Annotated in this window: 28 protein-coding genes; 13 read left to right on the top strand and 15 right to left on the bottom strand. The window is 71.0% G+C overall.

The genetic code is table 11. The annotated features are described in order from the left end of the window. Positions 1-205: 205 nt before the first annotated feature. Positions 206-1,297 (top strand): YeiH family protein, encoded by a 1,092-nt coding sequence (locus ABD733_RS17515; protein WP_344798622.1) that lies wholly within the window; start codon positions 206-208, stop codon positions 1,295-1,297. A gap of 102 nt (positions 1,298-1,399) precedes the next feature. Here ABD733_RS17515 and ABD733_RS17510 read toward each other — a convergent pair whose 3' ends face one another. Then, complete coding sequence (locus ABD733_RS17510; RefSeq protein ID WP_344798620.1) at positions 1,400-2,026, bottom strand: TetR/AcrR family transcriptional regulator; 627 nt, start codon at positions 2,024-2,026, stop codon at positions 1,400-1,402. A 72-nt stretch (positions 2,027-2,098) separates the two neighbouring features. Here ABD733_RS17510 and ABD733_RS17505 point away from each other — a divergent pair, with 72 nt between their 5' ends. Continuing rightward, the gene (locus ABD733_RS17505) at positions 2,099-2,851 is read left to right on the top strand and encodes an SDR family NAD(P)-dependent oxidoreductase (protein ID WP_344798618.1); all 753 of its coding nucleotides are present in this window, start codon (positions 2,099-2,101) and stop codon (positions 2,849-2,851) included. Between the two features lie 120 nt (positions 2,852-2,971). On the opposite strand, the gene ABD733_RS17500 is transcribed toward ABD733_RS17505, so the two are convergent. After that, positions 2,972-3,184 carry a hypothetical protein gene (locus tag ABD733_RS17500; RefSeq protein ID WP_344798616.1) on the bottom strand — a complete coding sequence of 71 codons (213 nt, stop codon included), beginning with the start codon at positions 3,182-3,184 and terminating at the stop codon, positions 2,972-2,974. A gap of 110 nt (positions 3,185-3,294) precedes the next feature. After that, positions 3,295-4,227, bottom strand: coding sequence for a ferritin-like domain-containing protein (locus ABD733_RS17495; protein WP_344798614.1), 933 nt, complete (start codon positions 4,225-4,227; stop codon positions 3,295-3,297). Positions 4,228-4,476: 249 nt separating this feature from the next. Here ABD733_RS17495 and ABD733_RS17490 point away from each other — a divergent pair, with 249 nt between their 5' ends. Together ABD733_RS17490 and ABD733_RS17485 are read left to right on the top strand one after the other, a co-directional pair. Continuing rightward, positions 4,477-5,649: a hypothetical protein gene (locus ABD733_RS17490; RefSeq protein WP_344798612.1), complete on the top strand. Its 1,173-nt coding sequence runs from the start codon at positions 4,477-4,479 to the stop codon at positions 5,647-5,649. A gap of 76 nt (positions 5,650-5,725) precedes the next feature. Continuing rightward, on the top strand, positions 5,726-6,613 hold the full coding sequence (locus ABD733_RS17485; RefSeq protein ID WP_344798610.1) for a L,D-transpeptidase: 888 nt from the start codon (positions 5,726-5,728) through the stop codon (positions 6,611-6,613). 34 nt (positions 6,614-6,647) lie between these two features. On the opposite strand, the gene ABD733_RS17480 is transcribed toward ABD733_RS17485, so the two are convergent. Then, a complete protein-coding gene (locus tag ABD733_RS17480) occupies positions 6,648-7,499 on the bottom strand; it encodes a DsbA family protein (RefSeq protein WP_344798608.1) in 852 nt (283 codons plus the stop codon). A 126-nt stretch (positions 7,500-7,625) separates the two neighbouring features. Further along, positions 7,626-8,243, bottom strand: a complete 618-nt coding sequence (locus ABD733_RS17475) for a DUF2510 domain-containing protein (RefSeq protein ID WP_344798607.1) — start codon at positions 8,241-8,243, stop codon at positions 7,626-7,628. Between the two features lie 276 nt (positions 8,244-8,519). On the opposite strand from ABD733_RS17475, the gene ABD733_RS17470 reads away from it, so the two are divergent. Beyond that, positions 8,520-8,795 carry a hypothetical protein gene (locus ABD733_RS17470; RefSeq protein WP_344798605.1) on the top strand — a complete coding sequence of 92 codons (276 nt, stop codon included), beginning with the start codon at positions 8,520-8,522 and terminating at the stop codon, positions 8,793-8,795. Between the two features lie 61 nt (positions 8,796-8,856). Here ABD733_RS17470 and ABD733_RS17465 read toward each other — a convergent pair whose 3' ends face one another. Further along, positions 8,857-9,222 (bottom strand): nuclear transport factor 2 family protein, encoded by a 366-nt coding sequence (locus ABD733_RS17465; protein WP_344798603.1) that lies wholly within the window; start codon positions 9,220-9,222, stop codon positions 8,857-8,859. 147 nt (positions 9,223-9,369) lie between these two features. Between ABD733_RS17465 and ABD733_RS17460 the strand changes: the two genes are divergently transcribed. After that, on the top strand, positions 9,370-9,714 hold the full coding sequence (locus ABD733_RS17460) for a hypothetical protein (RefSeq protein WP_344798601.1): 345 nt from the start codon (positions 9,370-9,372) through the stop codon (positions 9,712-9,714). A gap of 521 nt (positions 9,715-10,235) precedes the next feature. Continuing rightward, positions 10,236-10,412 carry a CsbD family protein gene (locus tag ABD733_RS17455; protein WP_344798599.1) on the top strand — a complete coding sequence of 59 codons (177 nt, stop codon included), beginning with the start codon at positions 10,236-10,238 and terminating at the stop codon, positions 10,410-10,412. A gap of 104 nt (positions 10,413-10,516) precedes the next feature. On the opposite strand, the gene ABD733_RS17450 is transcribed toward ABD733_RS17455, so the two are convergent. Continuing rightward, entirely contained in the window at positions 10,517-11,167 is a 651-nt protein-coding gene (locus ABD733_RS17450; RefSeq protein WP_344798597.1) for a TetR family transcriptional regulator, read from the bottom strand. A 346-nt stretch (positions 11,168-11,513) separates the two neighbouring features. On the opposite strand from ABD733_RS17450, the gene ABD733_RS17445 reads away from it, so the two are divergent. Together ABD733_RS17445 and ABD733_RS17440 are read left to right on the top strand one after the other, a co-directional pair. Beyond that, complete coding sequence (locus ABD733_RS17445) at positions 11,514-12,020, top strand: MarR family winged helix-turn-helix transcriptional regulator (RefSeq protein WP_344798595.1); 507 nt, start codon at positions 11,514-11,516, stop codon at positions 12,018-12,020. A 92-nt stretch (positions 12,021-12,112) separates the two neighbouring features. Further along, the gene (locus ABD733_RS17440; RefSeq protein ID WP_344798593.1) at positions 12,113-12,523 is read left to right on the top strand and encodes an arsenate reductase ArsC; all 411 of its coding nucleotides are present in this window, start codon (positions 12,113-12,115) and stop codon (positions 12,521-12,523) included. 76 nt (positions 12,524-12,599) lie between these two features. Here the strand turns inward: ABD733_RS17440 and ABD733_RS17435 are convergent, their stop codons facing one another. Continuing rightward, the gene (locus ABD733_RS17435; protein ID WP_344798591.1) at positions 12,600-13,262 is read right to left on the bottom strand and encodes a class I SAM-dependent methyltransferase; all 663 of its coding nucleotides are present in this window, start codon (positions 13,260-13,262) and stop codon (positions 12,600-12,602) included. A 215-nt stretch (positions 13,263-13,477) separates the two neighbouring features. On the opposite strand from ABD733_RS17435, the gene ABD733_RS17430 reads away from it, so the two are divergent. Beyond that, complete coding sequence (locus ABD733_RS17430; RefSeq protein WP_344798589.1) at positions 13,478-14,575, top strand: SDR family oxidoreductase; 1,098 nt, start codon at positions 13,478-13,480, stop codon at positions 14,573-14,575. A gap of 66 nt (positions 14,576-14,641) precedes the next feature. Here ABD733_RS17430 and ABD733_RS17425 read toward each other — a convergent pair whose 3' ends face one another. Continuing rightward, positions 14,642-15,697, bottom strand: coding sequence for a hypothetical protein (locus ABD733_RS17425; RefSeq protein WP_344798587.1), 1,056 nt, complete (start codon positions 15,695-15,697; stop codon positions 14,642-14,644). A 126-nt stretch (positions 15,698-15,823) separates the two neighbouring features. Here ABD733_RS17425 and ABD733_RS17420 point away from each other — a divergent pair, with 126 nt between their 5' ends. Beyond that, entirely contained in the window at positions 15,824-16,393 is a 570-nt protein-coding gene (locus ABD733_RS17420; protein WP_344798585.1) for a uridine kinase family protein, read from the top strand. Between the two features lie 10 nt (positions 16,394-16,403). After that, positions 16,404-17,123, top strand: coding sequence for a Type 1 glutamine amidotransferase-like domain-containing protein (locus ABD733_RS17415; RefSeq protein WP_344798583.1), 720 nt, complete (start codon positions 16,404-16,406; stop codon positions 17,121-17,123). Between the two features lie 478 nt (positions 17,124-17,601). Here the strand turns inward: ABD733_RS17415 and ABD733_RS17410 are convergent, their stop codons facing one another. Together ABD733_RS17410 and ABD733_RS17405 are read right to left on the bottom strand one after the other, a co-directional pair. Beyond that, entirely contained in the window at positions 17,602-18,246 is a 645-nt protein-coding gene (locus ABD733_RS17410; RefSeq protein ID WP_344798581.1) for a hypothetical protein, read from the bottom strand. A 24-nt stretch (positions 18,247-18,270) separates the two neighbouring features. Beyond that, positions 18,271-19,497, bottom strand: a complete 1,227-nt coding sequence (locus tag ABD733_RS17405) for a GAF domain-containing protein (protein ID WP_344798579.1) — start codon at positions 19,495-19,497, stop codon at positions 18,271-18,273. 152 nt (positions 19,498-19,649) lie between these two features. Between ABD733_RS17405 and ABD733_RS17400 the strand changes: the two genes are divergently transcribed. Continuing rightward, entirely contained in the window at positions 19,650-21,554 is a 1,905-nt protein-coding gene (locus ABD733_RS17400; protein WP_344798577.1) for a Na+/H+ antiporter NhaA, read from the top strand. Between the two features lie 56 nt (positions 21,555-21,610). Here ABD733_RS17400 and ABD733_RS17395 read toward each other — a convergent pair whose 3' ends face one another. The 4 genes from ABD733_RS17395 to ABD733_RS17380 all read right to left on the bottom strand — a co-directional run bounded on the left by ABD733_RS17395 (position 21,611) and on the right by ABD733_RS17380 (position 26,240). After that, the gene (locus tag ABD733_RS17395) at positions 21,611-21,901 is read right to left on the bottom strand and encodes a DUF4193 family protein (protein WP_344798575.1); all 291 of its coding nucleotides are present in this window, start codon (positions 21,899-21,901) and stop codon (positions 21,611-21,613) included. Between the two features lie 203 nt (positions 21,902-22,104). Further along, positions 22,105-24,291, bottom strand: coding sequence for a sensor histidine kinase (locus ABD733_RS17390; RefSeq protein WP_344798573.1), 2,187 nt, complete (start codon positions 24,289-24,291; stop codon positions 22,105-22,107). A gap of 307 nt (positions 24,292-24,598) precedes the next feature. Continuing rightward, positions 24,599-25,693 (bottom strand): CU044_5270 family protein, encoded by a 1,095-nt coding sequence (locus tag ABD733_RS17385; RefSeq protein ID WP_344798571.1) that lies wholly within the window; start codon positions 25,691-25,693, stop codon positions 24,599-24,601. After that, complete coding sequence (locus tag ABD733_RS17380; RefSeq protein ID WP_344798569.1) at positions 25,659-26,240, bottom strand: RNA polymerase sigma factor; 582 nt, start codon at positions 26,238-26,240, stop codon at positions 25,659-25,661. Before ABD733_RS17380 ends, ABD733_RS17385 begins: the two co-directional genes overlap by 35 nt. Between the last annotated feature and the right edge of the window lie 45 nt (positions 26,241-26,285).

Genomic DNA, 26,285 nt, shown 5'->3' with positions numbered 1-26,285 from the left:
CCGGACAGCTTGTTCGGCGTGCGAGCGCGACGTAGGATCACCGTGACGCCACGATGCTGACCCAGATCGCAGCCTCGAGCTCGCATCTTCCGATATCCGGCGGGCGGTGGATCAGGGCGTCTGTAGCGCGGGAGGGTCAGCCTCGCTACGGACGTACCTCACCGCCGCGTCGTCGCGGCCTCGCGATCAGGGCCACCATGGTCTCGTGACCTCTCCTCCTCCGCCGAACGCTCCCGCCGCCGACTCCGGGCGCGCCGACTCCGGGCCCTCCGACTCCGGGCCCTCCGTGCTCGACCGGGTGCCCGGGCTCGCCCTGGCCGTCGGCATCGCCGTCGTCGCGACGATCGTCGGCCGGTTCGTGCCGCTCATCGGAGCTCCGGTGACCGCGATCGTGATCGGCCTGATCCTGGCGACCCTCCGTCGGCCGTCGGCCCGGTTCACGCCCGGCATCAAGACAGCCAGTCGGTTCGTGCTCCAGCTGTCGGTGGTCGTGCTCGGATCGCAGCTCTCGCTTGCGCAGATCGCGCGCGTCGGCGTGGAGTCGCTCCCCGTGATGCTCGGGACGCTCGTGATCTGCCTCGTCGCCGCCTACCTGATCGGCCGGGCGCTCGGCATCGTCGGCGACCTGCGCACCCTGATCGGCGTGGGCACCGGCATCTGCGGTGCCTCCGCGATCGCCGCCGTGACACCGGTCATCGGCGCCGTCAGCATCGACGTCGCCTACGCGATCTCGACGATCTTCCTGTTCAATGTGACGGCCGTCCTGCTGTTCCCGGTCGTCGGCCACGCCCTGGGCATGAGCCAGCACGCCTTCGGGCTGTTCGCCGGCACCGCCGTCAACGACATGTCGTCGGTCGTCGCCACCGCCACCACGTACGGGCCCGCGGCGACGCAGTTCGCCGTCGTCGTGAAGCTCGTGCGGACCCTCATGATCATCCCGATCGCGCTCGTGCTGTCGGCCTGGGCGGGGCGCAGGATCGCGGCGGCCGAGGCGGGTGCAGATCCTGCGCCCGCCCGCAGCCGGGTGAACGTCTTCCGGCTCGTTCCGTGGTTCCTGATCGGCTTCGTCGTCGTCGCGGCCGCCAACTCGATCGGGCTGATCCCGACCGCCACCCACGTGCCGCTGAGCGCGGTGTCGGTGTTCCTGATCACGGTCGCCCTCGGTGCGATCGGCCTGTCGACCGATCTCGCGGGCTTCCGGAAGGCCGGGCCGCGACCGCTGATCCTGGGCGGCGCGCTCTGGATCGTCGTGTCGCTGGCGAGCCTGGGGCTGCAGTTCGCGTTCGGGCTCGCCTGAGGCGGGTTCCGGCGTCGGCGGCCCGCGTCGTGACACGCATTCCGGCCCGAGTCACGCAGCACAACGCGTGCCTGCGGCCGGGATGCGTGTCTCGAGGCCCGGCTACGAGTCCGAACGGGACGACAGCACTGCAGCCGCGGCTGCTCGCGCAGCCCTGGCCCAGGGCCGCGTCGGATCGGCTTGAGCGCTGACCATCGACCCGTCGTAGAGCAGCCCGATCTGCAGGGCGAGGAAGTCGATCACCGACTGCTCGCACGAGCCGTCGAGCTCGCGCAGGAGATCGACGAAGAGGGCGCGCACCCATGCGCGGTGCTCGAGGGTCACGACATGAGCGGGATGCTCGGAACCGTACTCGGCCTCGGCATTGACGAAGGGGCACCCGCGATAACCCGGTGTGACGAACCAGTCGCCGAGCAGATCGAACACGGCCAGGATGCGCTCGGCCGGATCGTCGGTGCGCTTCGGGAGCTCGTCGCGCACGAACGCCTGCCACTCGGTGCTCCTGTCGCGGAGGTAGTTCACGACCAGGTCGTCCTTCGTCCGGAAGTGCGAGTAGAGGGTCGCCTTCGAGATGTCAGCCTCGGCCGCGATGCGATCCACTCCGACGGCCTGTATGCCCTCCTCGTAGAACAGACGGTTCGCCGTGCGGACGGCCCGTTCGAGCGCCGGCCGGCGGCGCGGGCGAGACGGGACAGCAGGTGAGGCGGACGGAGCGACTGCGGACGACATGGTTTGACAATAGTAAACCGATCTGTATAGTTACGAAAGTAATCGAACAGATCGGTTCAGATAAGGACTCTCATGAACGACATCGCAGGCACACCCCAGACAGCCCTCGTGACGGGGGGAACCAGCGGCATCGGCCGCGCGACCGCGGCAAAGCTGGCTGCACGGGGCATCCACGTGATCATCACCGGACGGGACGAGGACCGGGGGAGGGCCGCTGTCGACGCCATCGTCGCCGACGGCGGGCGAGCCGACTTCGTGCGAGCCGACCTGCGTGACGAGCGGGGGGCGAAGCAGGTGGCAGAGGAGGCGACGCGTCTCGGAGACGGCCACGTCGACATCCTGGTCACCAGCGCCGGCGTCTTCCCCTTCGGCCCGACGGCCGAGACGACCGAGGAGTCGTTCGACGAGGTCTACGCGATCAATGTCAAAGCGCCGTACTTCCTCGTCGCCGCGCTCGCACCCGCGATGGCAGACCGCGGACATGGAGCCATCGTCAACGTCACGACGATGGTCGCCGAGTTCGGCGCGGCGGGCATGGGCCTCTACGGGTCCAGCAAGGCTGCGCTCGTCCTGCTGACGAAGTCGTGGGCCGCGGAATTCGGGCCGTCGGGCGTCCGCGTCAACGCTGTGAGCCCCGGCCCGACGCGCACCGAGGGCACAGCGGCCATGGGCGACAGTCTCGACGCTCTCGCTGCCGGTGGGCCGGCCGGACGCCCGGGGACAGCCGACGAGATCGCCGATGCGATCGTCTTCCTCGCGACCGACTCGGCCAGCTTCGTGCATGGCGCGATCCTGCCGGTCGACGGCGGTCGCATCGCCGTCTGAGGCAACCGTCCCGGCGGAGCCGACACGCATTCCGGCCCGAGTCACGCAGCACAACGCGTGCCTGCGGCCGGAATGCGTGCCTCGAGGCCCGGCGCCCCGTCAGGACGACGCCGACGAGGGCTAGCTCCGACCGCCGGGCACCCGACGGACGCCGAGCCACACCAGGATCAGCCCGACGATCACCATCACGCCGCCGATGTAGAACCACATCCGCTCACCGGTCATGGAGCTCCCGGGGATGAGGTTCAGGCCCTGCCCCGCGAAGACGGCGCCGATGATGACGACGATCACGCCGATGAGGAGGGCGGCGAGACGACCGCTTCTGCTTGTCATGGTGCTCAACCTACCTCGCGCCGTCGGGCGAGGAGCGGCCCGCGACAGACGAGCGGCCACGGACCCCCGGGGGGAGTCCGTGGCCGCTGCCCGCGCGAGCGCGAGAGGGATCAGGCGCTGGTGTTGATGACTCCGTTGACGCCGTTCGGGTAGAAGCCGCCCTTCTTGACGGCGTTCGGGTTCAGGTAGGCGATGTTCAGGACCTGACCGGGGGTGCGGCTGTAGGTGAGCGCGTTCGCGTCCGTCGGGACGAGGTTCGCCACGGAGGCCGTGCCGATGCCCTGGTCGAGGTCGGTCGAGCCGTCGAGGCTGTCGCGGGCGTCCGAGATCTTCTGGATGCTGCCGTAGATGCTCGACGTGTCGACGCCCTTCGCGTAGAGCGTCGTGCGCACGATGCCCGCGTGGTAGGCCTCGACCGAGAGGAGGCCGGCGGCCGCGTCCAGGTAGGTCTTGTTGGCGATGAGGCCGGCGGCGCCCTTGTAGGCGGTGACCCCGACGTCCTCGAAGATGAACGCGGCGAACAGGAAGCTTGTCTCGTCGGCGAACGCGTCGAAGGTCTGGCCCGGCTTGATCAGACCGGCAGCCGTGGCTGCGGCCGTGAAGCTCGCGTCGAGCGAGATGGCAGGACGGGAGACGGCCGCGCTGCCGAGCGCAGTGCGCAGGAAGGCGACGTGCGCCTTCTCGTCGGCCGCGATCTCGACCGCGTACTTCTGGATGCTCGGGGTGGCGAAGGTGACCTTCTTGCCGCCGCTGACGGCACCGACCGTGCCGACACCGCCGACGAGGTTCGCCGGGAGGCCCGAGCCGGTGACCGCACGCAGGTAGAACTCGGCCTCGAGGTACTCGAGGTTGAGCGCGAAGTTCAGGATGGACGCGTCGCTGGGGGCGGAGGAGGTCGCCGCCATGGCCGGCACGGCACCGGCGATGGTCGCTGCAGCAGCACCGGCGCCGGCGATGCCGACCATGCCGAGGAGCTTGCGTCGGTCGACTGCCTTCTCCGCGCTTCTCGCGATGGCGGTCGTGATGAACTTGTCTTCGAACATTGGACGTTGCTCCAGTCGTTGAGCCGTGACAGGGAGCAGACCCAGAACTGACAACCCTCGTCGGCGCGGAAGGTCGCGCTGAGTGCGACCCTAGGTGGAAGCACCCGCCAGAGATAGACCCCCGTTGTGCCGGGTCCGCAAAACGACATCGGCCGCAAAGTTTTCCTTCGCGTTCACGTCCTTCCGTGTTAGACAACCCCTTGGGAGTTCTCGCCAGGATCTCCATCTGCTTCTGACTCAGGAGATCCAATGACGCCTCACGCCCTCTTCCGCTCACCGACCGTCGAAGAGGGCAGGGGCTCCAGCGCCCGCCACTCCCGGCTCGCCGTCTTCGGGATCGCCGCCGTCGTCGCCGTCGCACCCGCTCTCATCGGAGTCGGCGTCGCGAACGCTGCGCCGCTGCCGGTCGTCACCGTGACGACTCCCGCCAACGGCGCCACGGGCGTCGCGCAGGTCGCTCCGAACGTCGTCGCCTTCGCAGGATCGGGTGTCCCCGCCGGCGACTACGCCTCCGTGAGCTACACCGACCTCACCGGCGCCGCGCACAACGCGACCTTCAGCGGCAGCACCGATGCGGGCGCCGGCAACTGGACCGGAGCCGAGACGTTCGACCAGCTCAGCGTCGGCCAGGTCACGGTCACCGCCGTCGTCACCGCCAAGGACGTCACCACCGACGCGGTCGACCCGAACGTCGCACCCGGCACCACGACCTTCACGCTCGCCGTCGCTCCGAAGCCGGCCCAGCCGTTCGCGATCACCTCGCCGGTCAGCAACTCCACCACTCCCGTCGCCTCGACGAAGCCGACGTTCACGGGCACCGGCCAGGCCGGCGCGACCATCACGATCGTCTACGGCGCCCGCGCCGGACAGAACCTCGTCGCCGCCACGACCACCGTCGGCGCCACCGGCACCTGGTCGACCCCGACCGACTTCAGCCTGCTCGAGCCGGGCCAGACGGACGGCACCGCGATCGTCACCGAGACGCTGAACGGCAAGGTCGTCGCCGGCACCTCGCCCACGAGCGTCAACTTCGTGTTCCCCAGTGCTCCGGCGCCGCTCATCCCGGTGACCCTGACCACCGCCCCGAAGTCGTCGACCCTCTCGTCGGCCACCACCAAGGGCGTCGCGTTCGCCGCCACCGGCTTCAGCCCCGACGAGGAGGTGACGATCGCGGTCAAGGACCCGAGCGGCGCCACCATCGCCCTGCCGAAGTCGGCCGCGCACTTCTTCGCCGACGTGGCGACCGGCAGCTTCATCGGCGCCGTCGTCCTGCCGACCACCGCCGGGACCGGCACCTACACGGTGACCGTCACCGGCGTGCGCAGCGCCCGCGTCGCCACCGGCACCTTCGCCGTCGTGGCCGACCCGGTCACCACGGCTCCGACCGGCCCGGTCGGCACGCTCCCCGTGGTCAGCGGCTGACCTCAGCACCGCCCCTGGTGACGGACCGGCGCCCCGCGGGGTGCCGGTCCGTCTCCTGTTCCGAACGGACTCACTCGTGAAGATCTCTCGACGGTCGACCATCGTCATCGCTGCGACGACGGCGGTCGTCGTCGCCGGCGTGATCGTCGGTGTCGCGGCGAACCAGCACGCGCCCGCCGCGCCGCGGGCCGTGGCGACGCAGACACCGACCCCGACGCCCACTCCGACCCAGGCGCCGTACGCGACCCCGTCGGCAGCGGCCGTCGCAGCGCTTCCGGAGGCGAAGTACAACGCCGTCATCCCGGGTCTCGTCGCCCTCGCAGCCGGCGCCGGGCTCGATCCTGCGTCGGCCGTCGACAAGATCGCCGTCGACGCTCCCCTCTACGGCTCCGACCGGACGAAGCCCGTCGCCCGCTTCGCGGCGAAGAACTTCCTCGGCCAGGCGAGCGTCATCGTGCCGGTCCGCACCGACGGATCCTGGACCCTCGTCATGACCCCGGCGAGGCAGACCCTGCCGTCGAAGAACCCGTCCGCTCCCGCCCAGTCGGCCGGCTGGATCCGCACGTCGCTCCTGACGCGGGTGCAGACGCTGACCCGGCACATCGTCGTCTCCGTCGGCAAGCAGACGGTGTCGATCGTCGACGACGAGGGCACCGCCGTGTCGACCTTCTCCGCGGGCGTCGGCGCGGCCGGGACGGCCACGCCGACCGGGGTCATGGGCTACATGGAGGCGAGGTACCTCGATCCTGCTCAGAATCAGACCGTGTACCCGATCGGCCTCACGTCACTGCACTCGACGGCCGCCGACGAGCCCTACACGGGCCACGACGGCGGGCTCATCGGGATCCACTACGAGGCCGTGCACTCCGGCAACATCTCGCACGGCTGCGTGCGGCTCGACGGGCCGTCCATCACGGCGCTCGACCAGCTGCCGCTCGGGACGTCGGTCCTGATCCAGAAGTGAGCCGGCCGGCGGCGGAACCCCCGTAGGCTCGCCGTTAGCCCTGCCCGATGAGACTGAGCAGGTCGGTCTGCTGGTCCCACTTCTTGCCGTCGATGACGACCGTCGGCGTGCCGAAGCTGCCGTTGCTCTGGAGCGCAGGATCGGCGAGCGTCTGGTTGGTCGCGGCCGTCACCCACGCCTTGAACCGCTCGTCGTCGATGCAGGTGGCGATCTTCGCATCGCCGGCTCCGCCCTTCTTCACGAGCGCCTTGATCTGGGCGTTCGTCAGGCCGGTCGAGCCCTCCTCGGGCTGGTTGTCGTAGAACTGCGTCTGCACGGACAGGAAGTCGTCGGGGTCGTAGTTCGCGACGCAGGCGGCGGCGTTCGCGGCACGGCTGGCGTAGCGGCTGCTCTGGTAGTTGCGGTCGAGGATCGACACCGGGTGGATCTCGAGGGTCGCCTTGCCCTGCGCGACGAGGTCGAGGATCTGCGGCGAGTAGCTCGCCTCGAACTGCTTGCACACCGGGCAGGCCCAGTCGATGTAGGTGACGACCTTGGTCGCGCCGTCGCTGTTCTTCGAGGCCACCGGCTTGGGGGTGGCCTTCGCGGCGACCCCGGCGGTCAGGACCGGCGCCACCTTGCCATCCTCGGCAGCGAACTGGATGCCGTTGGTGGCCATGTTCTTCGGCCCGGCCGCCGAGGCCACGCTCGCGGCGCCGCCGGAGTTCGTGTTGACGAACACGACGATGACGATCGCCAGGATGGCCAGGATGCCGAGACCGAGCCCGCCCTGCAGGAAGATCCTGTTGCGCAGCCGCCTCCTGCGCTCCTCCTCCTGCCGCTTCTTCGCGAGCTCGCGCGCGTGCTGGCGTCGCTCGTTCTTCGAAGTGCCGTTCGGATTCGTCATGTGCGCTCTGCCCCGCCGTGGATGCCGTCGACCACGATGGTTCGTGGTGCAGGATCACGATAACCCGCCCGCGCTTGCAGTCGCCTCCGGGGCGCCCCCAGGTGCCGCTCGGCACCGAGCGGTGGATCAGGACGACAGCGAGTGGAAGAGCGCGGTCGACCGGACGATGCCGAGCACGAGCACGATCACCACGACCCCGATGTAGATCCACATCGGCCAGAGCCCGCGGCGGGGAGCGACGCGGTGGACGATGACCGACCTCCCGATGACGTACACGGGCGTGTAGAGGAACGCCCACGCCCAGTGGAACGGTCGCACCATGCCGCGGCGCAGGAGCTCCCGCCGGTCGAAGAATGCGAGGACGACGGTGAGTCCGTACAGCGCGAGGGAGGAGCCGACGCTCACGAAGTAGGCGGGGGTGTAGATCGACGCAGGATCGAGGGTCCTGATGCCTCCCGGACGGACGGTCTCGACGTGGACCGACGGCGTGTAGAGGAACGACAGGGGCAGGGCGAGGACCGGGAGCAGGACGATGGCCCAGATGAACACCGTGGAGACGGAGGTGCCCTCCCCGAGCAGCGGCCGATCCTGCGCCCAGGGGGCTTCCGGCTGCGCGCCGGCGGCGACCGGCGGCGCGGTGAGGCCGGTCCAGGCGGTGCCGTCCCACCAGCGGGAGCCCGGGGCTCCGGACGGGTCGTCGTACCAGCCGGGCGGGACGGACCCCTGCGGGGTGTTGGTCGACATCGTCGGTCAGGCGATCTCGGCGGCGGCCCGGAGCCGGGCGCGGTCGAAAGAAGGCATGCGGGTGCTCCTCGGGTGGTCGCGGGGGCCTTCGGGTGCTCCCGTCACGCCTGAACCTAGGGCACTCGGGCGGTGCCGGCAGGAATCGGTGCAGATTGCGCACCGTTGTGTGTCGGCCCGGGCCGCGGAGCAGGTGCCCGTCTAGAGGTAATCGACAAGGGGGTAGGCGCTGGGTCGGTGCACGCGTAGCATTGCGCCTCTGATCGAGAGTGGTGCACCGTGGGACGAACCGAACTGACCGTGGGCGGCCGCCGTCTCGGCGTGCAGGAGTCCGCCGACGAACTCCGCGAGACGATCACGGGGCTGGTCCGCGACGGCGGCGGCTTCGTCACCGTCACCACCGGCTCCGGGGCGATGGACCTCCTCGTGTCGCCCGCGCTCGAGGTCGCCATCCGCGTGATCGACGACGTGCACGACGAGAAGGACGAGCCCAGCACGGCCGGGGCCGCCACGATCGACTACTTCGCGCCGGCGATCGACGACTACGACTTCTGAGGCAGCGGGCGCCGCTCTCGTGCGCGCCGCGCTCGTGCGCTGAGGCGCTGGGCGCCGCGCCCTACGGCTGGTCTCCCTCGCGGAAGAACGTCGCGACCGTGGCGATCAGGCCGTCACGGACCGTGATGACGTCGATGCCGTGCAGGATCGGCGCGCCCGCCGGGCCGAACGCCCAGGGGAGGGCGCCGATGCCCTCGCCGACGTACTTCGGTCCGTCGGAGGCGAAGACGAACGTCTCCGGCGCCCCGCCGAGGAGGGCTGCCGCCTTCGCATCGAGCGCCGCGCGGCCGGTGACGATCTCCTCGGGATCCGCGAACGACACGTCGTCGGTGTAGGTCCGGTCGACCACCGCTCGCCGGACGGAGCCGTCCCGCTCGGCGAAGACCTCGTGGAGGTTGGTGTCGAGCAGTTCCGAGATGGTCGCCATGGTCGCTCCCTGATCGATGACAGGCCGGGCCTGAAGCGTGGCAGGATCGGCGCCGCCCGGCAAGGGCCTGTCGAAAGGCGAACCGCATCCCGACCGGCCGGGTTTACTGGAGGCACGACTTCACCGAGCTGCACAGTGGAGGTATTTGTGCAACAGCTGTTCTATGCGGGCGACCACTTCCTGGTCGCCGATTCGATCTGCCAGGGCGTCCTGCAGTACTGCCGGGTCCTCGGCAATGCCGGCAAGGCCGACGTCATCACGGTCCCCTACGCGGAGACCGACGGGACCCGGTCGTCCGTGCACCTGCTCGTCGGCCCGGCGAGCCAGATCTACTCGGTGCCCGTCCGCGCCGACGTGCCGGATCCCGAGGACGACCGCATCCTGCGCTGGCTGCAGGATGCCACGGCCAAGCTCGAGCCCGACAACCACCCGAGCCCGTTCGCCGACGAGGCCTTCTACGACGACGAGTGGTGGACGGTGCCGGATCTCTGATGCGCGCCGTGCTGTCTTCCGCCGCCTGCTGACGATCGACGGCGTCGGCGTCGCGGCGGTGCTCGCGGTCGCCGTTGTCGCCGTCGCGCGGGGGAGGAGCAGCTCCGGCGAGCGCGCAGGGCACGCAGTGACCGCCGGCACCGCCGTCGCCGGATGGGTGCTCGCCCTGGCGGCCGGTCGCTCCTTCGCCCAGCGAGACGCCCCACCAGCAGTCGAGCCTGGTGCACGGTCTCGCAGCCATCGCCTGCTCTGGGCCGGCCTCGGAGTGAACACCGTGGGTTCTGTTCTCGGACTGATCAGCGGTCGCGGATCGCGTCTCACTCCTGTCCGCCTTCTCGGCGGCTGCCTCCTCGCCGTTGGCACGATCCTGTCGGTCGGCTACCTGCGGGTCGTCGAGCAGTAACGGCACTCCGGTCGAACCTGTGCAGCGCCTGACCGCCTCCTGAACAGCCCCCAGCAGCACCGCGTAGCGTCCAGCGAAGCCGGGTCCGCCGGCACGAGGTTCCAAGGAAGGAGCGACGATGTCGCTAGGAGACAAGGCAAAGGACGCGACCCAGAAGCTCGCCGGCAAGGCCGAGGAGTTCGTCGGCAAGAAGACCGACGACGCCGAGCTGACGCAGCAGGGCAAGTTCGACCAGGCCAAGAGCGAAGAGCGTCTCGACACCGAGCACGCCAAGGACGCCGTCGACGGCAAGTAGTCCGCCGCACGCCGGATCAGTCGGAGACCCCCGCCAGCCCTCGAGGCTGCGGGGGTCTTCGCGTCCGTCCTCAGGGTCGGGGCGGCTCGGTTCGACGGGCCAGCTCAGCTCGACGGGGCGGGCTCGTCTCGGCGGAGCATCTCGTCTCGGCGGAGCATCTCGGGGATCTCGAACCCCGCGCCCGACAGCAGCACCGTCCACAGCCCGGCGAGACTCTCGAACACGTCCGTCGTCGACCAGACCGACCGGTTCGTCTCGAAGACGCCGAAGCTCGCGGCCAGGAGCTGGGTCGCGAAGGCAGCCGGCTCGACAGCGACCGTGGGCGGGCGCTCCTCCACCTCGAAGCGCACCTGCCTGATCGCGAAGTCGCGCCACGACGTGGCCAGCGACGGCAGCGTCAGACTGAGCTCGGGCGCCTCCCTGAGCAGGCGGACCGCAGCCACCGCCACCGGCGACGAGCGCGCCTCCTCGGCAGCCTCGAGCAGCGCCGTCAGGAGCCGCGGGAGCCCCTCGGGCACGGCGACGACCCGCTCGAAGAGGTCCTCCCAGCGCGCCCGCTGCTCCGCTACGACGGCGCTCGCGAGCGACTCCTTCGACGGGAAGAGGTGGTAGCCGATCCAGGATCGGGGTCTGCCGAGCTCGTCGGCGATGCGACCGAACGTCGTCGCCTCGAAGCCGTGCTGCCCGAACTGGACAGCGGCGGCAGCGACGATCGCGTCGCGCCTCGCCGACTTCTGCTCGATCCTCTGATTCACTTCCCGCCCTCACGTCGTCAGCCGATGGTACGGGACCGCGATCCGCGGGCGGCGACCGCACAAGAAGACCTGGCTCTCGCCCCGATCTTGCAATACAGTCGTCTTGCCGACCGAGGGGCCGGTAGGCGCCGAAGCACGACACGTTCTGCCACACCGGGGGGTCTGACTCTTCCTGATCCGAGAGCCAGTCCGAGGCGACGTCGCCGTGTGAAGTCGCCTGGTGCTCCCGTCCGCGTGGTAACGGACGGGAGCACCACCCAGCGGCACAGCACCCACCACCCCAGCCGCCCGACCAGCACCCACCACCCCAGCCGCTCCGCCCCGGAGCCGAACGAAGGATCCGTCCGTGACCGAAGACGACGATCGCGCGCGCGAACTCCTCCCCCTGTCGCTGTCCCTGCATCAGCTCGACGAGGCGCACCGCCGCGTCCGCAACATGATCGCCCGCCGCTTCGAGCTCGCCGGGACCGAGCTGACCGCTCTCCTCGTGATCGCCGGGACGCCGGGCCTCAGCGCCGGTGCGATCGGGCAGGATCTCGGCATCACGACCGGAGCCACCACCGCGGTGATCGACCGGCTCGAGGACTCGGGGCACGTCCTGCGCGCCCCCAACCCGCTCGACCGGCGCGGGGTCGAGGTCCACCTGACGCCTGCCGGGGAGGACACCGTCCGCGACATCGCCACGTCGTATTCGACGCTCCTGGACGCCGCCGACCTGTCCGACACGTGGCAGAGCATCGTCCCCAAGCTCGATGCCATCACCGCGACGCTCAACGCCGCCGTGGTCGCGACGCGCTCGACCCGGCGCTCCGAGGGGCGTCACGCCCTGCCCGACACCCCGCCCGAGGGCTGACCGGCCCTTCCGGCACCGCGGGGCGGGTGACACCCGTCGATGGAGTGCGACAGACTCTTTTCCATCGACATCCGTCACTGCAAGGAGCCCGCATGACCGACAAGCCCATCGTCCTGTTCGTCTGCGTCCACAACGCGGGGCGCTCTCAGATGGCCGCCGGCTTCGCGCGCACGCTCTCCGGCGGCGCCGTCGAGGTCCGGTCGGGCGGTTCCGAGCCGGGCGCCTCGATCAATCCGATCGCCGTCGAGGCCATGCGCGAGATCGGCATCGACATCTCGGCCGAGGTCCCGCAGCTCATGACCACCGAGCAGGTGCGCGACTCCGACGTCGTCATCACCATGGGCTGCGGCGACGCGTGCCCGATCTTCCCGGGCAAGCGCTACGAGGACTGGGAGCTGCAGGATCCGGCCGGCCGCCCCCTCGACGAGGTCCGGCCCATCCGCGACGACATCCGGGCCCGCGTCGAGCACCTCCTCGCCGAGCTGCTCCCCGTGACGGCCTGACCACTGCCCTCGGCCTCCGGAGGGAGGTCGCCCGCGCACTCCTGCGACTCGACGCGTGTGTAACCGCCCCGACAGGTCACAGGAGCGTAGACGACCGCCGCCGGGTAAGGATCGCCCCGTGCGGACGAGGCTTCGACGCGGCGCCCGTGCGCGTGTGCGTCTCGATCACCTCGAAGCCGGCCGCCTCCAGTTCCTGCGCCATCCGGTCGGCCGGCCACCGGTAGGCGGTGGTGACGGCGTGGTCGAACGGATCCAGCTTGTCGCCGAGGAAGAAGCCCACGAGAAGCCCTCCGCCGGGGCGCAGGATCCGGGCGAACTCGTCGAGAGCCGTCCCAAGGGCGTCGGGCGCGTGGTGGATGAGCGAGTACCAGGCCAGGACTCCCCCGAAGGCGCCGGCCTCTTCGTCGAGGGCGTCGAGGCTGCCGACGGAGAACGGCACCCCGGGGTGGGCCTCCCGCGCGTGCAGGATGAAGGCGGGCACGCGGTCGACGCCGCGGACGTCGACTCCGTGTGCGGCGAGGTGGGCCGTCCAATGCCCCGGGCCGCAGCGGGCGTCGAGGACCGGGCCCTCCAGCTCAGCCGTCCATGACGAGACGAGCTGCGCGTCGGACGGATGCACGGCCGCCATCGAGCCCAGCTGCGCGATGTACTCCCCGGCGCGCTCGGAGTACGACTCGGTGACCGTGTCCGGAGCCCCTCCCTCTCCGGCCTGTTCGGCGGCGCTCCACTCGTTTCCCATGTGCCCAGGCTGGCACAGCCTTGCGTCCGGGCGGCGAGGGGGCCGAAACGCACGGTTCTAGGGGCGAAAGTGTGCAGATCGGCCCGCTCGACGCCGCCGCAGCGCGACCGCAGCGCCGCCGCAGCGCGACCGCAGCGCCGCAGGCAGCGCGGCAGGAGACGCGCCCGACGACCACACACACGGAATACCCGCGCCGCCACCCCGTTGGGCTTCACATGTCGGAGATCACCACGCCCACACCCGCCAGCACCCGCACCGCCCTCGTCGTCGGCGCCTCCGGGATCACGGGGTCGGCCCTCGTGACGAAGCTCGTCGCGGACGGCTGGCAGGTGCTCTCCCTGTCGCGCAGCGCGAGATCGGAGGCCGGCGTCCGCGGGATCGCTGCCGACCTCCTCGATCCTGCGAGCCTCAGGGCCGCCCTCGCCGGCGAGGCCCCGACGCACGTGTTCTTCACCGCGTGGCAGCGCCGGGCGACGGAGGCCGAGAACATCGCGGTCAACAGCGCGATGGTCCGCGACCTGCTGAGCGCTCTCGACCACGCGCCGGTCGAGCACGTCGCCCTGGTGACGGGGCTCAAGCACTACCTCGGCCCCTTCGAGGCCTACGCGGCCGGCGAGATGCCCGACACCCCGTTCCACGAGGACGAGCCCCGACTCGACACCCCGAACTTCTACTACGCCCAGGAGGACGAGCTCTTCGAGGCCGCCGCGCGGCAGGGCTTCACCTGGTCGGTGCACCGCTCGCACACCGTCATCGGCCACGCCGTCGGCAACGCGATGAACATGGGCCTCACCCTCGCCGTCCAGGCGGCTCTCGTGAACGAGCGGGGCGCGGACTTCGTGTTCCCGGGGAGCGAGGCGCAGTGGAACGGCCTCACCGACATGACCGACGCGGGCGTCCTGGCCGAGCAGATGGTCTGGGCGGCGACCGATCCTGCCGGCCGCGACGAGGCGTTCAACATCGTCAACGGCGACGTGTTCCGGTGGCGGTGGATGTGGCCGCGCCTCGCCGCCCTGCTCGGTGTGCCCGCAGAGAGGGTGGTCGGTTTCGTCGACGCCCCGCGCCCGCTCGAGGTGCAGATGAGAGACCTCGAGGCCGACTGGCCCGCGATCGCCGAGAAGCACGGCCTCGTCGAGCGCGACATCTCGCGCCTCGCGTCGTGGTGGCACACCGACGCCGATCTCGGCCGCGACATGGAGGTCGTCACCGACATGGGCAAGAGCCGAGACGCGGGATTCCTCGTCTTCAAGCGCACCGAGCAGGCCTTCGCCGACCTGTTCGCCCGGTATCGCGCCGACCGGCTCATTCCCTGACGAGCCGGCCCCGCGCAGGATCCTGCGGTCGCCTCCTCCCCGAGACGCACCCCCGCGACCCCGGCGTCACCCGCAGACGACTCCCGTGATCGGGCACCGGTTGCCGTCGAGCTGGTCGGTGTACTCGTCGCCGTCGCCCAGGAGCACGTGCCGGTAGGCGGCGTCGCCGATGGGCTTCGCCGAGTGCACGGCCTCCTCGAGCACCGACACGTCGACCTCGGAGCGGGCGCTGACTGCGACGAGGACGTCGCCGACGACCGCGGACGCCTCGTGCCCGTGCGCGCTCGTGCGGTGGTCGATCCGCGAGCCGACCGTGCAGGACGTCTCGGGCTCCCCCGCACCGTCGGTGCCGACGCCCTCGATCGGCCGACCGCAGACGTCGGTCGAGGACGCCAGGGTGACGACGGTCAGGTCGTCGCCGCTCGTCGTTCCGGGGGCGTGCCCCTTCGAGGCCGGCGAGGAGAAGACCTGCAGGAAGCCCGGCAGCCGCTTCTCGATGTTTGCCTCGAAGATCGACCCGTAGCCGCGAGGAGAGACGGTCACCGGGCGGAAATCGGCTCCGATCGCCGCTTGAGCGCGCAGGATCGCCTCCTGGTCGCGCTGCCCCGCATCCTGCCTCGCCTGGACCCCGTGCACCGACGCGACCACGACGAGCAGCAGCACGCCGGCGCCCGCGGCGACGAGACCGAGCGCCCGGGCTGGCCCGCGGTGCATCAGGAGGGCGGGGACACCGGCCAGGACTGCACCCACGACGTACGCCGTCGTCTGGAGCGTCAGGTCGACGTCGCCGTCGCCGCCGTCTGCTGCTGAGAGGAACGCGGGGACGAGTCCTGAGGCGAGCGTCGCCGGCACGAGGACGACCGCCTCAAGACCGATCCAGCCGGCCCGCCGCACTCCCGTGCCCGTGACCGCCAGGGCTGCCAGGATCGCGCCCACGACGACGGTGACGAGCAGCAGGCCGATCAGGGCGGCCGGCCCCACGAAGAAGACCGACAGCGCCGCGACCTGTGTGGCCTTCGCGGCCCCGGCCCCCACGGCGGCAGCCGCCAGCGCGTGCAGCCACGGCCTCGCCGATGCGCCGAGGCGCCACCACGCCCGCCTGTCCGAGGCCTCGTCCGTCATGCTCCGAGCCTGTCAGGGCCTGCGGTCGCTGTCATGGGGCACTGTTGCCCCTGTTCTGCGGTCGCGGTTCGCGGCGACTTGGCGCGAGCGGGCCGGCCGCTGGCCGACCTCGGTTAGCCTCGGACGATGCCAGACGAGGAGTTGCTCGATCGCATTGCCGACACTGCCTCGGCGCGCGAGCATCCTGTCGTGATCGGCATCTCCGGATTCTGCGGGTCGGGCAAGTCCACTCTCGCCCGGACTCTCGTCCACGACGTCGACGGTGCTGTGAGAATGCGCGGTGACGACTTCCTGGATCCTGCGCGATCCCACAGGCGCTCGACAGACTGGGACGGGGTCGACCGAGGCCGCCTCGTCTCGACCGTCCTCTCGCCGTTCCGCGACAGGCGACCGAGCACGTTCCAGCGCTACGACTGGTCGAGCAGTCGCCTCGGGCCGGAGGAGCCCCTGGTGCAGGCTGAGGTGTTGATCATCGACCTCATCGGCCTCTTCCACCCGGACACCCTTCCGGTCCTCGATCTCACGATCTGGTGCGACGTCCACCTCGACACCGCGACCCGACGGGGCCTGGCACGAGACCGAGCCCTCGGTCGAGCGCACGACGACCTCTGGCGCGATGTCTGGGTGCCTAACGAGCAGGATTTCGTCCACCGCTTCGCCCCTCGCGAGGCAGCAGACGTCCTGTACTCCGGTTAGCGTGAGTCCCATGCCGGTTCCGAGAATCCTCGCTGCTTCGACCGGGTTCACGACGGATGCCCGGGGCGACTGGACTCCGAGCCCGCTGGTCCGCGCTGCGATCGACCTGACCCCGCATCCCGCGCGGGCACGGATGGCGTACCTGGGGACAGCCAGAGGCGACCGGATCCAAGACGCCGCGCTCGTCTACGGCGCCTTCGCCGACACCGACGTGCGCGTCAAGGTCGTGACGCTCCTGCCGCAGCCCAACGTCTCGGACCTCCGCGAGACCCTTCTCTCGCAGGATGTGATCTACGTCGGCGGCGGCTCCGTGGCCGGCCTCCTCGCCCTGTGGCGGCTCCACGGGCTGGACGGCATCCTGCGCGAGGCGTGGGAGAGCGGCATCGTGCTCACGGGTGCGTCGGCAGGATCCCTCTGCTGGCACACCGGCGGCCCCACGGACTCGTTCGGCCCGGAGCTTCGCGTCATCACCGACGGTCTGGGCTTCCTGCCGTTCGGGAACGGGGTTCACTACGACTCCGAGCCGGTCCGCCGGCCGCTCCTGCAGTCAGCGGTCGCATCAGGGCAGCTCCCGCTGTCGTTCGCGACGGACAACGGCGCGGCACTGCTCTACGAGGGCACGGAGCTCGCGGATGTCCTCGCAGACAGCGACGGGCCGACCGGCTACCGGGTGGAGCGCATCGACGGCGTCGCGGTCGAGACCCGCCTGGCCGCGCGCGTGCTCGCCTGATCCTGCGTGAGCACGAGGGCCTGACCTGGATTTCGAGGCGCAGGCCGGAGAAAAGCGAAGGGGCCGGTGTCACCCGAAGACACCGGCCCCGCGATTTTCGCTATCGGCTACCCGAATCGAGCCGAACACGTAGAAATCTAGCCACCCTTCCGCGCCCCGGCTAGTCGGCACAAAAGCCGACAAGCGACGAGCACCGTCGGCGCAGCGGTCATGATCGCGAGCCGCCGAGGCAATACCCCCCTTAGGGGGGAGTGCCCCTCCGGTGCCCGCCTCTACACTCGGTTCACTGCCTCTCATCCGCGTGAATCAGGCCGACCCTGGTCGCCCGAATCGACCACTGACGAACGCACGGTCTGGCAGGATCGCGCCTCGACGAACGACTTCGAGGACCCGCGGAGTCCTGCGGCGCCGGCACCCGATTCGGTCGTCGCAGGACACTCCGCCTCCCCTGTCTCCGACTGCTCGGGCGCGCGCCACGTCAGGCCGTGAAGGTCCACTCGACCGGGACCGACGCCGCGAGCGCCTGGTACGCGTTGCCCGCGCGGGAGTCGAGGGTGGCGCGGAAGGTGACGGGGACGCTCTCCTCGGGACGGACCCCGGCCGCGACGCGGAGCCCCGCAGCGAGTCGCCCGCCGAGCTCTGCGGCCGAGCCCGAGAACAGGGGGCGGGATCCTGCGACGACGTCGACGTGGATGCGGTCGCAGAGGTCTCGCGCAGCACCGCGGGCGGTCGTCCCGTCGAGAGGCACCTCCGCGCATCCTGCCCGCGCCGACAGCACCAGGGTCCCCGCCGTCGCTGTGCCGGCGTTGGTGATCTCGACCGTCGTCGCGATGGTCTTCCCGGGCGCCATGCTGTGGTCGCCGCCGAGGCGGTTGATGCCTGGGCACGCCTCCGCCCCGAGGGAGGCCGCCGCCCCGCTGCCCGAGGTGCAGCTGGCATCGCCGCTCGTCTCGCGCAGGACGAGGCCCGACGACGGCGCGAACGCGTCGGCCCGCGACAGGGGCGACGAGAACGCGGTCGGCAGGAGCAGGGCGAGCGCGAGGATGCACGCCGCAGCGAGCGGCACGAGGCCGATCCTGCGCGTCCGGTCGGCGGCGAGCGCCTCGGACAGTGACGTGATCATGAGAGTCGCCGATCAGGATCGCGGTCAGGCCACGGCCGGCGTCGGCACCGTCGGCGACTCTGCGAGCTCCCGACCGATCTCCGCCGCGAGCTCCTCGAGGTAGCCGACGTCGATCGTGGATGCGCTGCGGGGGTTCGCGTCGAAGACGCAGAGGGCGCCGACGCGCGTCCCGTCGGGAGCCATGATCGGGAACCCGGCGTAGAAGCGCACGAACGTGTCGAAGGTGATCCGCGGATCGGCCCAGGCGTCCTCCACGACGAAGGGCCGGCCGGACTGCACCGTGGTCGCGCAGAACGACTCCTGGATCGACACCTCGCTGAGGTCGAAGCCCACCATCGCCTTGTTCCACTGGTGGCGGTCGGTGATGAGCGAGAACGCAGCTCCCTCGGTGCCGAACAGGTCGCGCGCGCGCCGGACGACGCGGGTGAACCGGGCCTCGGGTGCCGTGTAGAGGATCCCGAGCCGGTTCAGCGCGGTGAGGCGCTGCGACACGTCCTGAGGCTGCTCGGCCTTCTCGGCGGAGATCGGGCGTGGTCGGTCGAGGATCACGTTCAGCTGCCGGGCGATGCTCGCTGCCCACGCCCTGTGAGCGGCAGGGCTCTTGAAGCGGATCAGGTCGACAGGATCGAGCGCGGTCGCGGGCACCGGCGTCGGCTCGGTGTAGAAGGCCCCGGGGGTGTCGTCGCAGATCCTGCTGCTGAGAGCGTTGAGGGTGTGGGCCCACTGGTCGGTCAGGCCGTCCTCCCGGGTGCGGCAGATCTTCACGTGGCTCGGCGCCTCCGTCCCGACGAGCAGGATCGGTGCAGCGGGAGTCATCTCCGACCGGAGCGTCGCGATCAGCCCCCGCACACGTGACTCCCACCGGTCCGTCGGGGCCAGAGTGAAGGCGTCGCCGACACCGGTGAGGACGACGACGGCGTCGTACTGCTGGAGGTCGCGGTCGGACACCAGCGTCTCGACGTCGCCCATGCCCATCCCGGCGGTCGAGAGGACGTCGATGTCGGCCCCGACTCCGGTGCGCGTCGGGAGTTCCCGGGCCAGGTGTCCGGGCAGTGCCAGAGCGTGCGTGCGGACTCCCCACGAGATCGCGTAGTCGCTCCCGAGGAGGAGGATGCTGTGGCTGACCTTGGCCGGAGTGCTCTGATGCGCGCCGTCGACCGGACGCGGCACCGAGTTCGCCCGCCTCGGCAGGGTCCGGTACTTCTGGTTCATCACGACGCGGGTGATGGGGACAAGGGATGCTGTTGTCACGACGATCTCCAATGAAGGTCCTTCAGGAATACCGCTTGCAGAGGGAAACCTAGCCCCGGGCCGCGAGCGGCAAAAAGACCCCAGATCGGGGTCGACGCGGCCTCGGCCCGGCCCCGTTCCCACCGCCCCCGCCGGCCCGGGAGAATATGCGCATGACCGACGCCGATTCCGCCTCGAGCCACGACGGCTCCACGAGCCGCACCTTCGGGATCGGCGCGCCGCTCGCGAAGTTCCTCCGCACGGAGTCGGGCTCGTCGACAGTCCTCCTCGTCGCGATCGTCCTGGGGCTGGTGTGGGCCAACACGGGGCGGGCCAGCTACGAGGGCGTGTGGTCGACGGACCTCGCCGTCCGCCTGGGCGACCTGTCGCTCCGCCTCGACCTGCGCGAGTGGGTGGGCAGCGGCTTGATGACCCTCTTCTTCGTCGTGGTCGGCCTCGAGGCCCGCCGCGAGATCGACCTCGGGAGCCTCCGCGAGCGCCGACGCCTCGTCATCCCGGTCGTCGCGGGCATCACCGGCATGGCGCTGCCCGTCGCGATCTTCCTGATCGTCACCGCCGGCGGTCCGGCGGCTCACGGCTGGGGCGTCGCGATGTCGACCGACACCGCTCTGGCGCTCGGCCTCGTCACGCTCGTCGGCCGTCACCTCCCCGAGGCCGTGCGCGGGTTCCTCGTGACCCTCTTCATCGTCGACGACGTCGTGGCGCTGATCGTCATCGCCCTCGTCTACTCGAGCCACATCGAGGCCGGCCCGCTGATCGTGGGGCTCCTCGCCTTCGCCGCGTTCATCGTCTCCCGGACAGGCCTGGGCGGCAGGATCCGACCCCTCCCGACAGTGGTCTCCGTCGCCTTCGCGGTCATCTCGTGGCTGGGCCTCCTCGTCGGCGGTGTCGACCCGGTCGTCCTGGGCCTCGGCATCGGCCTCTCGACGGCGGCCTACTCGCCGACGCGTGACGCACTGGAGCAGGCGAGCGGCGAGTTCCGGCGGTTCCGCGAGCAGCCGACGTCGGCGTTCGCCCGCACGGCGAGCGCGCAGCTGCAGCGGACCCTGTCGCCGAACGAGCGGATGCAGGGGCTGTTCCTGCCCTGGACCACGTACGTCATCGTGCCGCTCTTCGCCCTCGCGAACACGGGCATCCCGATCGACCCGGGCTTCCTGGCGAAGGCGTACACGTCGCCGGTGACGATCGGGATCGTCGTCGCCTACGTGGTCGGCAAGCCGGTGGCGGTCCTCGGGGCCGCCTGGCTGGTCACCCGCCTGAGCCGGGGGCGCCTGCAGCCTCCGGTCGGCTGGGCGGCGGTCCTCGGCAGCGGGACCATCGCCGGGGTCGGGTTCACCGTGGCCGTCCTGATCGCGACCCTCGCGTTCTCGGGGGTGCTCCTCGACGAGGCCAAGCTCGGGATCCTGACCGCTGCTCTCCTCGCATCCGTCGTCACCTGGGCCGTCTACCGGATCGTCGACCTGCTGCCGTCCACCCGCCGGACGCGCGCCCTGCTCGGGAACACCGGCGAGCCCGACGACCTGGCCTGCCCGGTGGAGGAGGGACGCGACCACTCCCGCGGTCCTGCGACGGCGAGCGTGACCATCGTCGAGTACGGCGACTTCCAGTGCCCCTACTGCGGTCGCGCGGAGCCGGCCGTCCGGTCGCTCGACCTCGACGAGGACATCCGCTTCGTCTGGCGGCACCTGCCGCTCGTCGACGTGCACCCGCAGGCGCAGCTGGCCGCCGAGGCCGCGGAGGCCGCGGCCGTGCAGGGCGCGTTCTGGAGCATGCACGACCTCCTGCTGACCCACCAGGACGCTCTCACGAAGGCCGATCTGCTGCGGTACGCCGAGCAGCTCGCCCTCGACGTCGACGCGTTCGGCAGGGCCCTCACGGCACGCACCCATCGCGACCGGGTCCTCTACGACCTCCAGACGGCGGACGCCAGCAGCGTGTCGGGGACGCCGACGTTCTTCATCAACGGGAAGCGCCACTACGGCGCGTACGACAGCGACTCGCTGCGGAAAGCCGTCGCGGCCGCTCGCGATCATGTCGCGGCGGCCGCGTCGGCCTAGCCTTCGCTGTCGTCGATGAGGCGCTGTCGCCTAGCTGGCGGCAGCGCCGTCGGCGTCTAGGAGGCGCACTCGATGCAGACCGGGCCGAGCTTCGTCTCGTGGTCGAGCTGCACGCGCGGGCGCACCAGGAAGCACTCGACACAGGTGAACTCGTTCTCCTGCATCGGCAGGACGACGATGTCGAGCGACTCGTCGACGATCGACGCCTCGAGCTCGAAGCCGTCCGACGAGTCGCCGTCGTCGAGGTCGGCGGCGAGGCCGGTCGCCTTGGTGGCGCGGGCGTCGATCGAGACGACGTTGTCGTCGGTGTCGGGGGCGTTGCGGGGGGCGTCGTAGTCGGCTGCCATCGGGGTCTCCTGCTCTCGTCGCGGGAGAAAATCGGCCCGCGGGGTCTGTCGGTCGCCGTAACTCTAAGGGTCGTCCGGCCGGGAACAGGTGTTGTTCGCCCAGGGCTGTATCCGGCGTGGCGGAACCCCCGTCTCCAGGCCCCGGAAGTCGCCGATCCTGCTTCGCTTTTCGGACGGTCGCCGGGCGGCCCGCGGACCCCGCGTCAGGCAGCCAGCCCCACAGAATCCGGGTGCGGGATCGTCAGCCACAGGTCGACCTCGTCGTCCGCATCGAGCCCGAGCGCGGCGGCCGTCTCATCGGGGGTGGAGGCGACGAGGGTGATCGCCGTCTGCGACTCGGCGTGGCCGGTGCGCATGACGATGCGACTCGACCGGACCGTCTCGAGCCGCGCGGCGACCTGGTCGAGGAGCGCGTCGAGGGTCGCGGGCGCCATGCCGTCGAGACCGCCGTCGTCGAGGATCTGCACGAGGCTCCCCCGGCGCCGATGCGATGCGACGACCCGGCGCACGGCGTTGTTGAGGAGGTTCCGTCCGCGGATCTCGTCCCGCAGCGCCTGCTCCAGCACACGGCACTCCGCGCGGGCGTCCTCGTCGAGGTGGCCCCGGGTGTCGATGATGCGGTGCAGGATCGGGGCCGCCGCGTGCCCGGCGTGGAGGAGCCGCCGCTGCCGCTCGCTGTTGAACGCGGCCAGCTCGGCCTTCCGGATCGTCAGGTCGCGGTGCCGGGTGGCAGCCGTCCCGGCGGCAGCGCTGACTCGGCGCAGGGCCCGGTGGATCAGGAGTCCGGCGATGACGATGACGATCTCCGCCGCGAGGCCGAGACGGATGGCACCGCTGGGGCCTGCCCACAGGGTGATCTGGGCGACGAGGGCGCCGACGGTGATGAGCGGCGTGATCCTGCGTCCTGCCATCCACGCCATGACGACGCCCGCCAGGACTCCGCAGGTGTAGCGGGCGATGGAGGCCGCGTCGAAGTCGGCCGGGTCGAGTCCGATGGTGGCGATGTGGCAGAGCAGGATGCCGACGGCGGTGGTCCCCCAGGCGGCCGCGTTCGACATCGTGCCGCGTCTCGCTCCGCGGATGAGGACGGGCAGGATGCTCAGGCCGAGCAGCGAGGCGATGACCGACGTGTAGGCGTGCGTCACGAAGACCGCCTCCGCCGTCGCGATCACGCTGGCGACGACGATGAGCACCCCGAAGGCCCGGTAGAGCTTGCGGCGGGGCAGGACGTCGAACAGCGACTCGCCGGGGCGGCGGAGCACCTCGGCGACGTCGTCCTGCTGGGGCCACTCGAGAGTGACGGTCGTGCCTCGTCCTGGAGCGGAGTCGATCCTGGCCAGGCCGCCGACCTGTCGGACCCGCTCCAGGATCGAGACCCGGACGCCCAGCCGAGCCTCGGGGACCGCGGCGAGGTCGAAGCCGGTGCCGTCGTCCGAGACGACGATGCGAAGGCCGCCGTCGTCGAGGCGGGTGGCCGTCACGACCCGCTTCGCGTCCGGGCCGGCGTGGTTGATGCTGTTCGTGAGCGCCTGGACGGTCGCAGAGATCAGGGCCTCGGTGACCTCGGGCGGCAGGTCGACGTCCGAGAGCGCCGCGAGGTCGAACTGCACGGTGTCGCGGAAGGGCGCGAGCTCCGGATCGGCCTTCGACCACAGGCGCTGGAGGAGCACGGACAGGGGCGGCGCATCCGGGTGGTCGGTGGTGTCCGAGACGATGTCGAGGGCGGCCTCGGCCATCTCGGTGGCGCGCTCGGGGGCCTGATTGCCCGCGGCTGCCAGGAGCGCGGCGAGCACGGTGTCGTGCAGCAGGGCGTCGGTCCGCACGCGCTCGGCCTCGGTCGCGAGCTGTCGCTGCTCGTCCTCAAAGAGCAGCTGCGCCTCGCGCTCGTCGCGGTCGGCCTGGTCGGCCTTCAGGCGGAGCGCCCGCATGCCCAGGACGAGTCCGCCGGAGAGAAGGCCGAGCCCGATCAGGTTCACGAGGGTGTGGCTGACCGGGATCCTGCCCGCGTAGGCGCAGGCCAGGGCCACGTCGATGCCGGCGCAGATGATTCCGGCCCGCACCGGGTCCTGTTCCGCGACCGCCGTGCAGCTGAACGCGATGAGCGAGAGCGCCAGGAGCCACGGGGTCGATCCGGAAGGCAGCGGATCCTGCACGATGAACGGCTCCAGCACGAGCAGCCCGACGTAGGCGCCGACCGGGATCCACAGGCCTGCAGCCGACGGGAACCCCGGACGGCGCAGGATCGCCAGGGGCAGGGCCACGACCATGAGTCCCGCCAGGCAGAGGGCCAGGACGAGGAGGGGGAAGCGGTCCGGCCGATGGTCGATGCCGAAGTCGGGCAGGGTGAGCAGCGCCATGAGCAGCCCGACGACGACCAGTGTCCCGACCATGCCCCGCTCCACGCCCAGCCGCAGAGCACCCACCTCGGACGAGCGGCGGGGCTCGGAGGCGGATGCGGGGTCACGGAGAGACTGGCGGCGAGGCTGGTGGCGAGGTCGGCGGCGAGGTCGGCGGAGTCGCGGGGTCCGGGCGACGATCCGGTGGAGGAACTGCAGAGGCACGTCGCCACGCTAGGAGGGGCTCCCCGCGAGAGACGACACCCCAGAACGGGTCTCTGCGCTTCCTGGATAGGCCGCGACGCCCCGCTCCGGGCTTCCGGAGCGGGGCATCGGACGATCCTGCCTCACACGGCAGGGGTCACTTGCGGCGCGTGGTCGACGCCTTCGCCGGTGCGGACGGGGCTCGATCGACGACGCTGGTCGTGACCGACGTCCACCCCATCGACGTCCCTGTCGGCAGCGCACCGTCCCCCTTCAGGAGCACCTCGCGCTCCCCGATGAGGAGCCCGGTGTCGGGGTCGATGATGATCTCCTGGCGCGTGCCGTCGATCTCGTCGCGGCCGATGGCCACTCCGGTGCGTCCGTCGAGATCGGCGGCGCCCGGTGTCAGGGTCACCCCGGGGATCAGCGCGGCCGCACGGTACAGAGAGGCACGGACAGCGGCCGGGACGATGCCGGACCGCAGGGTGTCGGCGATCCACACCAGAGCCTCGCCGTCTCCGGACCGACCCTGACCGAGCGTGGTGCGGTAGATGTGGTTGAGCAGCTGCCGCGGGTTTCTCGGCAGGGCGGCGATCGACGCGGGCGACGGATCGGCCGGGCTCCCGTAGAAGGCGCCAGCCTTCGCCCGGAGGAACTCGCCCGGCGTGCTGTCGGCCTCCGCTGCCGCTGCCGCCGCCGACTCGGGCCCGAAGGTCTGGACGGGCTTCGCAGGATCGCGCACCCACGTCCACACCTGCGACTCGTCGGCGGGCACGTAGACCTGCCCGTCCTGCGAGGCGAGATAGCCCGTCTCGGTCCCGTCGGGAGCCTGGGTGTAGGCGGCGTAGGCCGCGTGCGTCGCGATCTCGAGGTACTGGCCGGGCCCGACGACGGGGTCGCTGTTCTTGATCGCCGCGGCGGCGGCCTCGTCGAGGGTGCCCGCTGCGGCCGCGTCGGCTCCTCCTCGCCAGCCCGCCAGGCCCACGACGTCGCCGACGACGAGCGCGACGACGAGGCCCGCCGCCGCGAGACCCGCGCCCGAGATCCAGCCGACCCGGCGCATCCTGGTGTGCGTCCTGCTGGTCGGGCTCGGAGTGGACGCCCGGCGGGCGGTGGCGGCGCGGTCGACGGCCTCGGAGTGCGCCTCCCACGCCAGGCGCTCGGCGAGTCGGGTGCGCCCCTTCATCAGGGCGGTGTCGCTCGGTCCCGTCGGCTCGTCACGAACCTTGCGGAGCAACGTCAGGTCGTCCATGTTCCACCTCCTCGGTCGCCAAGCGACCAGCAGCGGCCCGCAGGATGCGGCGCACGCGATTGATTCGTGAGCGGACGGTCCCGATGGGAACGCCCAGGGCGACAGCGACGCCCTCGTAGTCGAGGTCGCCCCACGCGTAGAGCAGGATCGTGTCGCGGTCGGCCGCGGAGAGCCGCCGGATCGCTCCGGACAGCCGACTGATCGCGAGGTTCGCCTCGAGGGCGTCGTCGGAGTGCTCGGTCGTCAGGTGGACCCGGTCGGCGTGCTGCTCGGCCCGCCACAGCTGCGCCTCCAGCCGCCGGTACCTCTTGATCAGCGTCGTGACGATCCCGTACAGCCAGGGCAGGGCGTCGTCTCGGGACGCATCGAAGGCCTCGCGTCGCTCGAAGGCGACGGTGAAGGTCTCGCTGAGGAGATCGTCGGCCGTCTGCTCGCCGAGGCGCCGCGCTGCGAACCGGTGGATGCGGACCGCATGCCGGTCGTACAGCTCGGCGAACGCCGCGGGATGGTCCCGAGCCCGCCGGATGATCTCGCTGTCTGTGCTCACACTCTGTATTGCGCGTCCGGCGGGATCGAGTTCACGTTTGCTCTG

It is taken from the genome of Frondihabitans peucedani (genome assembly GCF_039537585.1).
In the GTDB taxonomy this organism is placed as follows: Bacteria; Actinomycetota; Actinomycetes; order Actinomycetales; family Microbacteriaceae; genus Frondihabitans; species Frondihabitans peucedani.
The sequence above is the reverse complement of the archived record's forward strand: the minus strand, read 5'-3'. Positions and strand labels throughout refer to the sequence as shown.